The sequence below is a fragment of the Paenibacillus sp. 276b genome (genome assembly GCF_900107875.1).
GTDB lineage: Bacteria > Bacillota > Bacilli > Paenibacillales > Paenibacillaceae > Paenibacillus > Paenibacillus marchantiae.
This window is the reverse complement of record NZ_FNRR01000001.1, coordinates 1,947,775-1,961,588: the sequence shown is the minus strand read 5'-3', so window position 1 is coordinate 1,961,588 and position 13,814 is coordinate 1,947,775. Positions and strand designations below refer to the sequence as shown.

Here is a 13,814-nt window from a genome sequence, read left to right as displayed (position 1 = left end):
CATATCCATCCTTGAGAGCAAGAGGTTGGTCTGGTCACTCGTTTGAAAAATATCTAAATATTAAATTTACAACAAAATGTGACCAAATGCCGTCCTTGAGAGTGTTAGAGATATAAAGGAGGGCAGAACAACCATGCAGCGATCAATGCCCCAACGGGGAGATCATATGATGAAAGTCTATGAGACTTACGCGGATACGCTGTTCCGGATTGCCATGGTGCACCTCGGCAGGAGAGAGGACGCGGAGGAAGCCACTCAGGATACCTTCATCAAGTTAATGGAAAAAGCCCCTACATTCAACGATGCAGAGCATCAGAAAGCATGGTTGATCCGGGTCATCACCAATCATTGTAAATCCTTATTAGGCAGAGGCTGGCGCAAACGGGAGGTCAAGTTGGAGGGAGCAGATCCCCTTACGACAGACGACCCCGAAGATCAGGCACTGATCGAACTCGTGTTGTCACTGCCCGTCAAGTATAGATCGGTGGTTCATTTGTACTATTACGAAGATTATCCGATCCGGGAAATCGGCGAGATTCTGCAGATCAGCGAGTCTGCAGTGAAGATGCGATTGAAGCGGGGAAGACAGCTGTTAAAACTGGAGCTGGAAGGAGAAGAACCCCAATGAACGAGGGACAATTCAAACGAAATTATAAGAAAGCGGTGGACCATATGAAAACAAATGACCAAATGAAAAAACGGATAGAGCAAACCTTGAACACACAACGCCATGAACAAAAGCGCCAGCGAAAACCTCTATATATTGCAGCGAGCGTCGTCATTGCTGCCAGTGTTGGACTCGCGGCGCCAAGCATATGGCAGCAAGTGAGCGGACCGGCCGCGCCAGCGACGCAGGTGGCACAGGTCACTCCGGGCGCATCATTCGACCCTGTGGTGATTCCGAAGACAGAGCTGCCGGATTCAAAGAACGGCGTGAAGGCCGATATGCTTCAACTGGTGGTTTATCAGGGCAACGTATATACACAGTCTGCTACATCGCTTGACGGTACGGATGCGCTTGCCCTGCGAGGCGAGAAGCTCGGTACTACAACAGGGGGCATTCATGAGCTGAGCGACAAGGGTGAGTACACGGAGCTGGCCTCCAACATTGGAGAAGCGGACATCTATGCGGTCAACGGCTACGACACGAATTTCCGTATCATGTCTTACACCGAGATCGATGGTCAGGTATATGCCCAACTGTTTGACCAGAGCAACGGCATCACTATCAGCAGCGGCGAAGACCTGATCGGCAAGCTTCACCTCGAAGGCAACGTCACTTCTGCGCAGTGGGAGACCTTCGCCAGCTGGAACAACGGCTTGCAGCAGCTGCAGCCGCTCGCAGCGGACAAATCGCTTAACAGCTTTATCTCAGCGCTTTACGCGGCTAAACCGATAGCAACAAGCCCTGAACTGGAGGAGCGCCTTTACGGGCAGGAAAATCGCAAGATCATCTACCTGACGCTCGAAGATAAGACGCAGGTCCAATTAGTTCTGTTTGGGGAAGGTCTGGTGCGTTACGGCAATGTACCGGTATTCTTCGAAATCGAGAAAGGTGCCTTCCAAGCGTTCTGGAACAGCCTGGGCAAGTAAGGCGAAGCTAGCGATTGATGAACATTTAGGATTAGGGAGATGACTTGATGCTGAATCCAAAAATACCGGAGAAGGTCACCTAACTGTTCAGATAAAATTAAGATCGTAAAAGCCCACGTATTGCTCAAGTTGGAGCAGAACGTGGGCTTTGGGTTATTTAAATAATCATGGAGATTAAGTTTGATAGGTATCTTTTATAAACTGAATAAAGTGTGCAGTAGCTGAACTGAATATTTTATTCTTTTTCCAAGCGAGTACATGACTAGTGGTTCGTTCAGGTTCAAATGGAACAAAACAAGTACGACTACTTTCCCGGATCGTATAAGATCCACTCACACAAATGGCATATCCAAGTTTCCGTTCTACCAACAGCATAGCATTCGTCAGTAAATTATGTGATGCAAAAATAGACAGGCTATGATTCTCAACTCCAAGCCAGCTTGCAATCTCATTTTGTACAATTGTGCGTCGGGGCGGAATTAAGGGTAAATCAAGAATATCTTCAATACCAATAGATTTTTTCTGAGCAAGAGGATCATCACGTCTCATCAGAATCCCCCACTTTTCCTCATAAGGTAATCGAATATATTCATACTTTGCAGCTTCAATTGGTTCCAAAAATATACCGATATCGATATTTCCTCGATCAAGTTTCTCTCTAATGTCATCACCATCTGCGCTGTACAATTCATATTGTACCCTAGGGTGCCGATTGGAGAATTCCTCTAATAATTCTGGCAACGCTCTAGAAACGGCGGACTCTACACATCCGATAGAAACAACGCCACCAATCAAATCTTTTTGTTCTGCCAGATCTCTTTCTGTCTTATCTAGAAGGGAAATAATTTCTTTTACCCGTTGTTGAAAAAGTAGCCCGCTATCGGTCAGCGTAATTTGCCTCTTGCCCCGTATAAACAAACGAGAACCCAGCTCTTCTTCAAGATCCATAAGCTGTCGGCTTAGTGTTGGTTGTGTAATGTGAAGGATTTCTGCTGCTTTTGTTATATTGCCTACGTTAGCCACAGTTAAAAAATACTTCAAAACACGAATATCCATTCTAATCATCCTTCCATAAGTCCACTAATGGATAACTTACAGATTATTATACGATACATATTAGGCATGATAAAACATTCATCATAGGTATTAGAAATCTTTCACTTTGGAAATTACCATAGGAGTAGATACTCTTAAACAAATTTATAAGCCTGATAAAAAATACGGTTAAGAAAGGAAACGATGATGAAGAAAAGAATGTTGGGAGTCAACGGTTTGGAAACCTCTGAAGTTGGATTTGGATGTATGGGGCTGAACTACCATCGGGGACCGGCAAAAGACCGTGGTGAAATGATATCCGTTGTACACTCAGCTATTGATGCTGGCATCACGATGTATGATACAGCGGAGGTTTATGGGCCATACACCAATGAGGAGCTTGTTGGTGAGGCGCTCACAGGGCATCGGCATAAGGTACAGATTGCAACGAAAGGAGGCCATAAGATTGCTAGCACAACAAATGAACTGGACAGCCGACCAGAATCCATTATTCGTTCAGTTGAAGGATCATTAAAAAGATTAAAAACAGATTATATCGATTTATACTACATCCACCGTGTTGATCCAAAGGTTCCAATTGAAGATGTGGCGTTGACGATGCAAAAACTGAAAAAAGAAGGTAAGATTCTTCACTGGGGTTTGTCAGAGGCGAGCGCTACAACGATTCGTCGTGCGCATAGCGTTGAACCACTGACGGCAGTGGAAAGTGAATATTCGATGTGGTGGCGAGAGCTGGAAAGAGACATTTTTCCCGTACTAGATGAGTTGGGGATCGGATTGGTAGCTTATAGTCCCTTGGGTCGTGGATTTCTTACCGGGAAATTAGACAAGAATGCTTCATTCACGGAGAACGACAACAGGGGCGAGCTTCCGCGGTTTACAAAGGAAGCGATGGAAGCAAATCAGGTGGTTGTTCAATATCTGAACAAGCTTGCTGAGAAGAAAAATGTAACCACAGCGCAAATTGCACTAGCATGGATTCTTGCTCAGAAACCCTCTATTGTACCTATCCCAGGCACAACAAATGTCAGTAGAATCTCAGAAAATGTTGCAGCATCTGATATTGTCTTCACCGAGCAGGAATTGATGACAATTAATGATGAGATTAGCAAGATCCAAATTGTGGGTGACCGCTATCCCGAATCTGAGAAGAAAAAGACAGGCAATTAAAAGGTTAAACACCTCACCTTGAATATTCAAGGTGAGGTGTTTTGGTTGTATAGGCGCTCATTGTCATTCCAATTGCCATACATTTTATTTTGTTTGGTGTTTGCTATAAACTTATCTAATCTTTTGTTAAATAACGCAGGTTGAGTTTTATAGCTTTGGATGGTGTCGATTCGAATTCTTTTATAAAGATCTGGGAATGCCGCAAAATTCTGATATACATCCGTGTCCTCTTTCAACCTCTGCTCAATAATAGGGTCAATTTTAAATGATTCGTAACTGAGATCAGGGAGAGCCTTTCGACCTTCATCTGTCATTAATCCCAACGATTCAAGGCGACGGGCTCGTTCTTTATTCAATTCAGTCCACGAACTTTTTTTGCTTCTCGGAGATAGTCTTTGAGCTAATTGAGTCTCGGAAATTTTCTTTTTTTGTCCATCAATCCATCCAAAACACAAGGCTTCTTCAACAGCATCCAGATATAGCAACGTACCTGGTGTTGATTTCATACTCACCACGACCCAGCAAGAATTTTCAGTCAGGCAATGTTCTTGAAACCAAAATCTCAATTCGCTTTTTGACTTTGCTGGAAGCAGTTCATTAAGTAGCATTAGAAATTACGCTATCCAGGAATGTGTAAGCATCGCTATTAAACTTCCAAACGATACCAAATTTATCAACCAACATTCCGAAGCAGGAAGACCAAGGCATCTCTGATAATGGCATGATCACATAGCCGCCTTCAGACAAATTAGTAAAGTAGTTTTTCATTGCCTGTTTATCATCAATAATGATACTAATGATTACATTGTTACCTTTAACCAGCTCACCCGTTACATTCTTCATCGAAGGAAGAACATCCGACATCATTATTTTCCCACCAGCGAATTCTAACGATGACTCCATAATCATATTCAACTCATTTTCTGGCAATGGATAGTTTGGATCTTGTGAAAAATCCTTGAATTTCACTTTTTTCACCTTACTTGCGTTTAAAGCTTCTGAGTAAAACGCGATGACCTGTTCTGTGTTCCCATCAAAATTTAAATATGCAATAACTGACATGATAAAACCTCCTTCTTGTAATACATGAAGTGTAAGCTATAATAGGTGACAGCTAGATTGTCACCTATTATAGCTATGTTCGAAATTTATTTACCTAAAGAGGACTATCATGAACAAAATTGAAAGATTAATATCGATCATAATGATCTTGCTGCAAAAGAATGTCGTATCAGCTACCGAATTTGCAAAATTATTCAATGTGTCCAAAAGAACGATTCTACGTGATATGGAAACACTTGGATTATCTAACATTCCCATTTATTCTATAAATGGAGTGAACGGTGGATATGGGATTATGGATGAATACAAAATAGACAAACGACTTCTAAGTAGCAATGATTTAGAAAATATACTAACTGCACTGGGCGGATTAGGGAAAATTCTCTTTAGTGACGAAGTAGAATCAACGCTTAAAAAGATTGAATCGATGATAGGTTCAACGATTTCGGGAGGTACAATTCAACTGTCTTTTTATAATTGGGATGGTCGTCCTGAAATTGTCCAAATCTTAAAGACCTGTCAGGAAGCAATAGAGCAAGGAAGGTTACTTACATTCGATTATATAGATCAAAGTGGGGTCAAGTCACAGAGACGGGTCGAGCCATACCAACTTCATTTTAGTGAAATGAGTTGGTATTTGAAGGGGTTTTGTTTAGATCGAATGGAGTATCGAACGTTTAAACTGTCCAGAACGGATAATCTGAATATCGATATTAAAACATTTATTGCTAGAGATTATATGACTGAACAGAAAACAGAGCAATATTATCAACCGAATCTAATTACAATTAAAGTATTGATCTCACATCGAATAAAAGATCAATTTATTGAAAGATACGGTCAAAAAAGGATTGAGGCTCACAATTCCGAACTGCTTATAGCCGAAATAGATATGCCGCAAAACCACTTTGGATTCCGGTTTTTAGCTAGCTTTGGAACGGATTTGGAAATTATAGAACCTAAAGCATATGTTGAAGAATTTCGAGAGTTTCTAAATGCCATGATAAATAAATATGTCTAAGAACCCATATCTTAATTCTGTTGAATGTTTCTTCTTTGTATAGGCCGGTCTCTTTTTATGATAAGAAGGAGGTATTTAGTTATGGAAAAAGCGATCTACTTAATTACAGGCGTAATGGCTTCTGGTAAGTCAACAGTGTCGGAGCTGCTGGCTTCCAAGCTGGGAAAAGCCGTGCATCTGCGTGGTGATATATTCCGTCGCATGATTGTATCCGGCCGCGAAGACATGTCCGCTGAACCGTCGGAAGAAGCATTCCGTCAATTATATTTGCGTTATCAGTTAGCCGCAAATGCCGCAAAAACCTATTATGAGAATGGTTTTTCTGTTGTTTTGCAGGATAATTACTACGGCGCGGAATTAGTCTATATGATGGAGCAGTTAAAGGATTACCCGGTTCAGTTAGTTGTGCTGTGTCCGAAGGTAGAAGTGGTAAAAGAGCGTGAAAAATCAAGAGGAAAAGTGGGGTACACTGGCTTCACGGTAGAGAATTTGTATTCAGACTTTTTGAAGGAAACGCCTCAAATCGGATTTTGGCTGGATAGTTCGGAGCAGTCCGCTGAACAATCAGTGAACGATATTTTACTGCATTTTAGATGAAAACCAATGACTAATTTCAAGTCGCAAAAAGTCACAGAATGCTCCGAATATGTAGTTTTTTAAACTTTGTACAATGCATAATGATCATTAAAATATGCAATAATAAAGTCCCGGAAATTTCTGGTGGAGGAGGATAAATGTCTATCCTTCACCCAAGATAGCCCCACTGGATAGGTGGGATTAATATCTGCGATTCTGACGTAATTCAAATCCAACTTTCTACAGACCGAGATAGGGATTAACGAGATACCCTGATTGACCTTAATAATCTCCGCGAGTAAATGAGAGTCCACCTCGAATATATTCTTGGGAGTGAATCCTGCTTTTTTGCAAAGCTCGGTTGTAAAAAAGCTATATTCCTCATTATTAGCAAGGGAAATAAAAGATTCTTCGGCCAATTTGCTTAACGAAATTTCAGATTTTGTCGCAAACTTGTGTGTGGAAGGTAAAACCAGCACGATATCTTCATTAATAAGGACACAACTCTCAATCTCATCGTCCGCTATAGGTGGACCTGCGATCCCCAAATCAATATCCCCTTTTTTTAAGCTTGCAAGGATGTCATTTCTAGCTCCAAGTCCCTGTTGTATATTGGTATCCGGACACTGGGTAATATACCTGGTGATCAGTCCTGATAGGAATCTGGGATTTGAAATCGATATTTTGATGGTATGGGCCACTTCCTTATCCTGCGTTTGTATTTCCATTCTTGCATTTTCAATTTCGGTGAAAATCCTGTTGACATGTTTCAAGAGGATTTTTCCGGATACATTCAATTGAATATTTCTTCCTTTCCGGTCAAATAAGGTTGTACCCAATTCATCCTCAAGTCTCTTTATCGTCAGGCTTAAAGAAGGCTGAGCAATATTTAATTGTTCGGCAGCCTTAGATATATGTTCTGTATAAGCGACGGTCTGAAAGTATTTCAACTGAAGCAGCTCCACTATAGTGCACCTCTTATATTTATTATAATAAATGAGTTTATATATTATCATGTATTAGATTAAATGTAAATTGAGATGTAAGATTGATTATGTAATCATCATTTCGGTAGAGAAATCAGACAACAGAATGAAGAAATTAGAGATCGGAAGGTGTCGTTCAGATGAGAAAGGAAGAAGTGGTTAAGCAATTTACAACTCCGCTGGATGCAGGGGCATTTCCTTTGGGACCATATCGTTTCTATAATCGCGAATACTTGAACATTTTATATAGAACCGATCTGGAACGCTTAAGAAAAATCGTTCCGGAGCCATTGGAAGTTACCTCTCCGCTTGTAAGGTTTGAGATTATGAAAATGCCGGATGTAACAGGCCTTGGTTCCTATACAGAGTGTGGTCAGGTGATACCTGTGAGCTTTGAAGGGGAGGAAGGAGATTATCTCCACGCCATGTACGTAGACAGTTTTCCTGCAATCGCATCAGGCAGGGAGATAGGTGCCTATCCTAAAAAAATGGGTAAACCCAGTTTGTATGTAGATTCCGACACATTGGTTGGACTTATGGATTATGGCTCTTTGAGAGTGGCTACCGCGACTATGGGATATAAGCATTTTCCGCTTGATCATTCGGAGGCGCTACAAGAGATTGTTAAACCAAATTATATGCTGAAAAAGATGCCTGATTATGACGGATATCCAAGAATCTGTGAATTGGTACGGAGCCAAATTACGGATATTAAAATTCAGGGCGCCTGGTCAGGTCCTGCAAGACTGGAGCTATTCGCTCATGCTCTTGCGCCAATGGCAGATTTGCCTGTACTTGAGGTTGTTTCAGCTTCCCATATCATAACAGAGCTTTCGCTGCCTTCTCCAACAGTTATATATGATTATTTAGCTGATGAAAAATAAACGTCATTAAAAGCAATCAAACATAAAAGGTAGGGGAATTCCATATGAGAATTGCAATTTTAGGAGCAGGTTCCTTAGGAACCATCGCTGGTGCATATATTGCTGCCGGCGGACAAAATGTAGAGTTGATCGATGTCTATCAAGCACATGTTGATGCATTAAACCAGACAGGGGCCCAAATTACTGGCACTACGGATTTCCAGGCAAAGGTGACTGCCATTACTCCTGAGGATATGTCAGGAACATATGATTTAATCTTGCTTTTAACTAAACAGCTATATAACGAGTCTGTCCTTCAAGATCTGTTGCCGTTTTTAAACGACCAAAGTGTTGTGCTTTCCTTGCAGAACGGTATCCCTGAAGAGAAGGTGGCTTCCATTGTTGGCCGAGAACGGGTAATTGCCGGATCTGTTGAATTTGGTGCTACGTTTATTGAACCAGGAGTATCAAGACTTACAACAGAGTTTAGCCGCTTTAAGCAGTATGCTTTTCAAATTGGTGAATTAAATGGTGAAACAACCGAAAGAATTCAACAGATCAAATCTATACTAGACCTTGTGGGTGGAACACATATTTCCGATAATCTGGTGGGCACGAAGTGGTCTAAATTGCTTATTAACAATGCTTTTAGCGGCCTATCTGCATCACTAAATGTGGAATATGGTGTCGTGCTTGACCATGATATTAGTATTGTGAGTGCCGTCCGTATTGCCGATGAAACGATCAAAGTTGGACACGCAAATGGTGTGAAATTTGCCACGATGAGTGGCTTTGATATTGAATCTTTGGAAATACAAAGTGAAGAGGATATCCCGGAACGAATTAAAACACTTCGGGTTCTCATGGAGTCGTCCAGACTGTTAAAAGCAAGCATGCTACAGGATCTCGAAAAGCAACGGAAGACCGAAATTGATTATATCAATGGAGTAGTTCCGCGCTCAGCTTCAGGCAAACAAATCTCAACACCTTATAATGATATGGTTGTAAGATTAGTCAAACAAGCTGAAGAATCTCAAACTGTGCCTAATTTCGATACGAATATTAAGTTCTTTGAAGAGCTTAACAATAACAGATGATGTGAGTGAGTTGTAGATCGCAAGAAAACGTGTTGAGGAGATAATTCCTCAATGCGTTTTTTTATCTCTAAACGTTTCCTTAAAGTTAAGGGCAATTGGGATAATGTCCCATAGTAGATCTCAGTAGAAACAGCAGATAATAAAAACACGGCCATGCTCAAAGTTATTTGGTTTTAACTATCCACTACTTAGGGGCAATATAAGCTTAATCTCTTTTGTACACCTGCTAAGATTTCTTCTGGCATCTCCTTGATCTTGATATCTCCACCTAAGAAAAGCAACCAATTGGTTATTTCGGTTAATTCTTCTGCATGATGAACATTGATGAAGGTCTTTATAACGGCTGTGGTTTGGTAAGGGTTCGTATAAGAAAGTGAAAGCTTTAAAGGATGGTATTTTTTGAATTGGCCAATCGCTTTTGGACCCAGTTCAAGGACAAGGTTAATCATTTCCTCCTGCTTACTTAGTTGTTCTAAAATCTTTTTCTTACTTAACTTTTTTTTCACAGGGAATAATTCTATATGGGTGAGATTATCGACAGATAAAATCCGTCTCTTTTCTTCCTCTAAGTCAAAGCCTTCAATGAGCCATAGGCTTTTTTCACGATAAAGGTGCAAAAGATAAATGGGATAAGACTTTATTTCCATCTCTTCTTGAACGGTAACCAACAGATAGTTCTCTATAAGAAGAAGCTGTATGAGTTTTTCCAACATAGGGTGGGGCAGGTCTGACAGATCAAGCAAGTCGGGATTATGGGGGTTGGTTCCTTCAAAAAGCAATATTTGATTTAAAAGAACAAGGTCATCTTGCTGATTTTCGGAGATGAGGCCCAGTAACTTTTCTGTTAAAGTTTGACGACTCTTCAGATAAGGAAGTTGTTGATTTCGGGTTGCCATAAAGGCGAGAAAAAGAGCCTTGATTTCATTATCCGTAAAGCGGACCGTAGGCAGGACAGAGTTGTTCATGACAAAATAACCCCCATCCCTCCCAACTTCAGCGACAAGCGGCATACCCATAGCTTCAATTTCTCGGATATCTCGAATAGCGGTCGAACGAGAGATGTTAAATTCCCGCATGATTTCGGAAATGGTAAAGTGGGCGCGGTTATTGATATACCTCATGATGATATTGATCCGTTCAACTTTTTTCATGGGTCCCCCTAAACAGTATCATAATTTGACATGATTTAAGGTTATTATAAACCCATCAAGTGAAAAGACAAATCCATTGATAAATTTAAAGAGGACGGTGTTAGGAATGAGTAATTACAATATTGAGGAAAAAGACAGCTTTATCGTTTTAGGTATTGGAACTGAGCTTAAGAGCCACTACACCGACTTTGCTGGTATTAACAAAGAAAAGGTGGATTTTTGGTCGGCTGTGAAAGAAGATGGAAGCCTGGATGCTTTAAAAGCTATAGCGACAAATGACTATATTTTTGCCGTGAACGAAGCGGTGAATAACAAGATGATGCATTATGCGGGCGTCATGACAGAAGAAACACTGCCAGAAGCAACCAGAGTAATCCAATTCCCCAAGGGAGAATACCTGGTCGTTAAAGGGGAAGGGACAACATCTGATGAGTTGAGTAATAACCTTACTGGCGTTGCATTCGGACAAGTTCTACCAGCGGAAACGAATTATGCATATGTTGGTGGGCCAAATACTACGGTTGAGATGGGACAACAAAACGGCTTGTTATTTGGTGAAATATGGATTCCTGTTGTTAGGAAATAAGGTAAAGGAGAGATCGGAATGTCATATATCGTTGATTTTAAAAATGTGTCTACAGTCGGTCTAGAGTCCTCACCAGTAGCAGCAGCGCTTGCAGGTTTGCGTGCAAATGAAGCCCGTTATTTTATGAACAAATATAAGCATGAATTTACGGTTGTTCCTGCTAGCGAAAGTCAGGACACCCTTGACTATGTAACACGAATTTTGAAGGAAGAACGTGATATTGAGTTTGCAGCCAAGCCCTTGGAAACATCAGCTTTTCAAGTGGAAAACATTCGATTCTCCTACGTCTTTTATGAAGATGGTCTTGGACTCAATGTCATGTATACGGTGGATGACCCTAAGAAGCGGGCCGTAGGTTTTAAGCTTTCTGAGGGGATGGAAGTTCCAGCGGAGTTAGAAGGCAAGTTTAAGTTTGCCAGACAGAAATCTAAGTTAGCTGGAACCATTCGGGGCTCATTTTTTGTAATCAAGAGAGAGTATTGAAGTGGGCAAAAGTGCATGTGGAAGAAGCTGAGCATAGCCCCATTGAAAGTCGCTGTATTAGCGGCTTTTTTTGTTTTATCTGTGCAACTAGCTTTGGAGAATCTCTTTCTTGGTTTCATCTAAAAAAGCAGATAGCGCCGGTGTAATGAGGGTGTCTTTTCGTTTAATAAACATGGTCGTTACTGAAGAATACTTCTCCGATAAGGAGTGGCAGGTTACCTTGTCACGGACTTCATAATCCGCAATGATGGAATAAGGCAGTAAAGTAATACCCATACCAGCACTAACACAAGCAATTATCGTTTCGAGGGTTCCAAATTCCATTAATTTCACAGGCAATAATCCTTCTTCTTGCAGGAGAGTGTTAAGTTTGGCTCGGTATGAACATCCTTTGGGAAAAACCAGCATCGTATGATTTTGTAAATCATGGATCGATTGTATCCGGGGATGGTTGGGTGAAGTAACAAGAACAAGCCTCTCTTCAATGACTTTGTCCTGCGTGAGATCTGGGTGTTCTATCGGACCGGAAACAAAAGCTCCATGCAGTTCATAATGCAGGACTCCATGAAGCAGCTTTTCTGTTGGCCCTGTAACTAATGAGAAATCTACATTTGGATATTTCAAATGATATTGCGCGAACACGGAAGGCAGCCGGACCGCTGCAGTTGTTTCCATAGAACCGATAACCAGAGGACCTGAAGGAATGGAGCTGCTTCCTACTGCGGCTTTGGCTTCGTTAATGGTATGTAGAATCTTTTCGGCGTAACCGACTAAAATTTGTCCTGAAGGAGTAAGTGTAACTCCCTTTTTGTGACGGTAAAATAATGCGGTCTGAAGATCCGCCTCTAACTGTTGAATTTTGTTTGTAACATTGGACTGAGCATAATTTAGTTTTTTCGCTGTTTTGGAAATACTTCCTTCATGAACGGTTTGAATGAAAATTTCCAGTAAGTGAATTTCCAAGTTGACCCTCCTTTAGAAAACAATCTATCTGAAATCATGATATGTAACATCTGATTTACGGATTATACAAGATGGATAAACTCGATGTAAACTATAAAGAATGGAATCTGAATTGATGGGGAGGAAACCTCGATGTCTATTCAATTAAACAATAAGCTCTGTGAAAGCTTCAATATTCGTTATCCAATCGTTCTTGCGGGGATGGCCGGTATTGCAAACATGGCACCCCTAGTCGCTGCGGTTTCTAATGCAGGTGGGTTAGGGACGTTAGGCGCTGCGTATATGAGTCCTGAGGAACTAAGAGGCGCCATACACGAGATTAAAAAACGGACGCAAGCACCGTTTGCCGTAAATATTTTTGCTCATGTTGGACCGGATCATTATACGAATTTTGATGCGGTAAACGAAGAGTTGACCCCGATTCGAGAATTCTTGGGTGTGAAGCAGCGTGCTCAAGATGAAATACGTACACCCAATCATTTTGAAGAACAGTTTGACATCTTGTTGGACGAAAAAGTTCCGATTATTAGTACAACGTTTGGATTACTTTCCGAGCATCATATGCAGAAGGCAAAATCGTTAGGCATCAAAATTATGAGTAAGGTCACCACGGTAGAGGAAGCTATTCAAGCGGAGATGCGCGGATGTGATGTCATTGTTGCTCAAGGTAGTGAAGCAGGAGGGCATCGAGGAACTTTTGATATATCATCTCAGCTCAGTGGAGCAAATATCGGAACCATGGCACTTGTCCCACAAATTGTAGATCATGTTCATATTCCAGTCCTTGCGGCAGGCGGAATTATGGATGGTAGAGGGCTGGTGGCTTCACTTGCTTTGGGAGCACAAGGGGTGCAAATGGGGACTCGTTTCTTGACATCAGTTGAGTCTGGTGCACATGAGGTATATAAACGTGTGTTGCTTGATAGCACAGAGGAAAGCACTGTAATTACAAATGCCTTTTCTGGACGGCCAGCGCGTGGCATCAAGAACGACTTTATACATCATTGGGAAGCATCCAGTATTAAGCCGCTAACCTTTCCTACCCAAAATACATTAACTCGCGAGATCAGGAATGCTTCTGCTAAGCAAAATAATCCCGAGTATATGGCCCTTTGGGCAGGTCAGGGAACGAGAATGTTAACAGATAACCAATCTGCAAGCGATATCATTAATCAAATGGTAGAAGAAGCCAGAGCAATCATTTAGT

16 protein-coding genes are annotated in these 13,814 nt (G+C 41.3%); 10 read left to right on the top strand and 6 right to left on the bottom strand.

What is annotated here, in order from left to right; translation table 11 throughout:
- Nucleotides 1–133 precede the first annotated feature (133 nt).
- Nucleotides 134–628, top strand: coding sequence for an RNA polymerase sigma factor (locus tag BLV50_RS08260; protein ID WP_076289255.1), 495 nt, complete (start codon nt 134–136; stop codon nt 626–628).
- On the top strand, nt 625–1,593 hold the full coding sequence (locus BLV50_RS08255) for a hypothetical protein (protein WP_090806930.1): 969 nt from the start codon (nt 625–627) through the stop codon (nt 1,591–1,593). Before BLV50_RS08260 ends, BLV50_RS08255 begins: the two co-directional genes overlap by 4 nt.
- Before the next feature lie 174 nt (nt 1,594–1,767).
- Here BLV50_RS08255 and BLV50_RS08250 read toward each other — a convergent pair whose 3' ends face one another.
- Nucleotides 1,768–2,649 carry a LysR family transcriptional regulator gene (locus BLV50_RS08250; RefSeq protein ID WP_090806928.1) on the bottom strand — a complete coding sequence of 294 codons (882 nt, stop codon included), beginning with the start codon at nt 2,647–2,649 and terminating at the stop codon, nt 1,768–1,770.
- A 186-nt stretch (nt 2,650–2,835) separates the two neighbouring features.
- Between BLV50_RS08250 and BLV50_RS08245 the strand changes: the two genes are divergently transcribed.
- Nucleotides 2,836–3,819, top strand: a complete 984-nt coding sequence (locus BLV50_RS08245; RefSeq protein ID WP_090806926.1) for an aldo/keto reductase — start codon at nt 2,836–2,838, stop codon at nt 3,817–3,819.
- 26 nt (nt 3,820–3,845) lie between these two features.
- On the opposite strand, the gene BLV50_RS08240 is transcribed toward BLV50_RS08245, so the two are convergent.
- The gene (locus BLV50_RS08240; protein WP_090806924.1) at nt 3,846–4,427 is read right to left on the bottom strand and encodes a YdeI/OmpD-associated family protein; all 582 of its coding nucleotides are present in this window, start codon (nt 4,425–4,427) and stop codon (nt 3,846–3,848) included.
- Complete coding sequence (locus tag BLV50_RS08235) at nt 4,417–4,881, bottom strand: VOC family protein (RefSeq protein WP_063562677.1); 465 nt, start codon at nt 4,879–4,881, stop codon at nt 4,417–4,419. Before BLV50_RS08235 ends, BLV50_RS08240 begins: the two co-directional genes overlap by 11 nt.
- Before the next feature lie 109 nt (nt 4,882–4,990).
- On the opposite strand from BLV50_RS08235, the gene BLV50_RS08230 reads away from it, so the two are divergent.
- Complete coding sequence (locus tag BLV50_RS08230; protein ID WP_072733185.1) at nt 4,991–5,902, top strand: helix-turn-helix transcriptional regulator; 912 nt, start codon at nt 4,991–4,993, stop codon at nt 5,900–5,902.
- Between the two features lie 81 nt (nt 5,903–5,983).
- Nucleotides 5,984–6,499: an AAA family ATPase gene (locus BLV50_RS08225; RefSeq protein ID WP_063562675.1), complete on the top strand. Its 516-nt coding sequence runs from the start codon at nt 5,984–5,986 to the stop codon at nt 6,497–6,499.
- 59 nt (nt 6,500–6,558) lie between these two features.
- Here BLV50_RS08225 and BLV50_RS08220 read toward each other — a convergent pair whose 3' ends face one another.
- Complete coding sequence (locus BLV50_RS08220) at nt 6,559–7,443, bottom strand: LysR family transcriptional regulator (protein WP_090806922.1); 885 nt, start codon at nt 7,441–7,443, stop codon at nt 6,559–6,561.
- Between the two features lie 161 nt (nt 7,444–7,604).
- Here BLV50_RS08220 and BLV50_RS08215 point away from each other — a divergent pair, with 161 nt between their 5' ends.
- Entirely contained in the window at nt 7,605–8,348 is a 744-nt protein-coding gene (locus tag BLV50_RS08215) for an acetoacetate decarboxylase (RefSeq protein WP_090806919.1), read from the top strand.
- Nucleotides 8,349–8,392: 44 nt separating this feature from the next.
- Nucleotides 8,393–9,424, top strand: a complete 1,032-nt coding sequence (locus tag BLV50_RS08210) for a ketopantoate reductase family protein (RefSeq protein WP_090806917.1) — start codon at nt 8,393–8,395, stop codon at nt 9,422–9,424.
- Nucleotides 9,425–9,612: 188 nt separating this feature from the next.
- Here the strand turns inward: BLV50_RS08210 and BLV50_RS08205 are convergent, their stop codons facing one another.
- Nucleotides 9,613–10,575 carry a helix-turn-helix transcriptional regulator gene (locus BLV50_RS08205; RefSeq protein ID WP_090806915.1) on the bottom strand — a complete coding sequence of 321 codons (963 nt, stop codon included), beginning with the start codon at nt 10,573–10,575 and terminating at the stop codon, nt 9,613–9,615.
- 106 nt (nt 10,576–10,681) lie between these two features.
- On the opposite strand from BLV50_RS08205, the gene BLV50_RS08200 reads away from it, so the two are divergent.
- Both BLV50_RS08200 and BLV50_RS08195 read left to right on the top strand, forming a co-directional pair.
- Entirely contained in the window at nt 10,682–11,161 is a 480-nt protein-coding gene (locus BLV50_RS08200; protein ID WP_063562670.1) for a GyrI-like domain-containing protein, read from the top strand.
- Nucleotides 11,162–11,179: 18 nt separating this feature from the next.
- Nucleotides 11,180–11,644: a hypothetical protein gene (locus BLV50_RS08195; protein ID WP_064637420.1), complete on the top strand. Its 465-nt coding sequence runs from the start codon at nt 11,180–11,182 to the stop codon at nt 11,642–11,644.
- Nucleotides 11,645–11,731: 87 nt separating this feature from the next.
- Here the strand turns inward: BLV50_RS08195 and BLV50_RS08190 are convergent, their stop codons facing one another.
- The gene (locus BLV50_RS08190; protein WP_090806912.1) at nt 11,732–12,607 is read right to left on the bottom strand and encodes a LysR family transcriptional regulator; all 876 of its coding nucleotides are present in this window, start codon (nt 12,605–12,607) and stop codon (nt 11,732–11,734) included.
- Nucleotides 12,608–12,739: 132 nt separating this feature from the next.
- Between BLV50_RS08190 and BLV50_RS08185 the strand changes: the two genes are divergently transcribed.
- On the top strand, nt 12,740–13,813 hold the full coding sequence (locus BLV50_RS08185) for an NAD(P)H-dependent flavin oxidoreductase (RefSeq protein ID WP_090806911.1): 1,074 nt from the start codon (nt 12,740–12,742) through the stop codon (nt 13,811–13,813).
- Nucleotide 13,814: the final 1 nt, after the last annotated feature.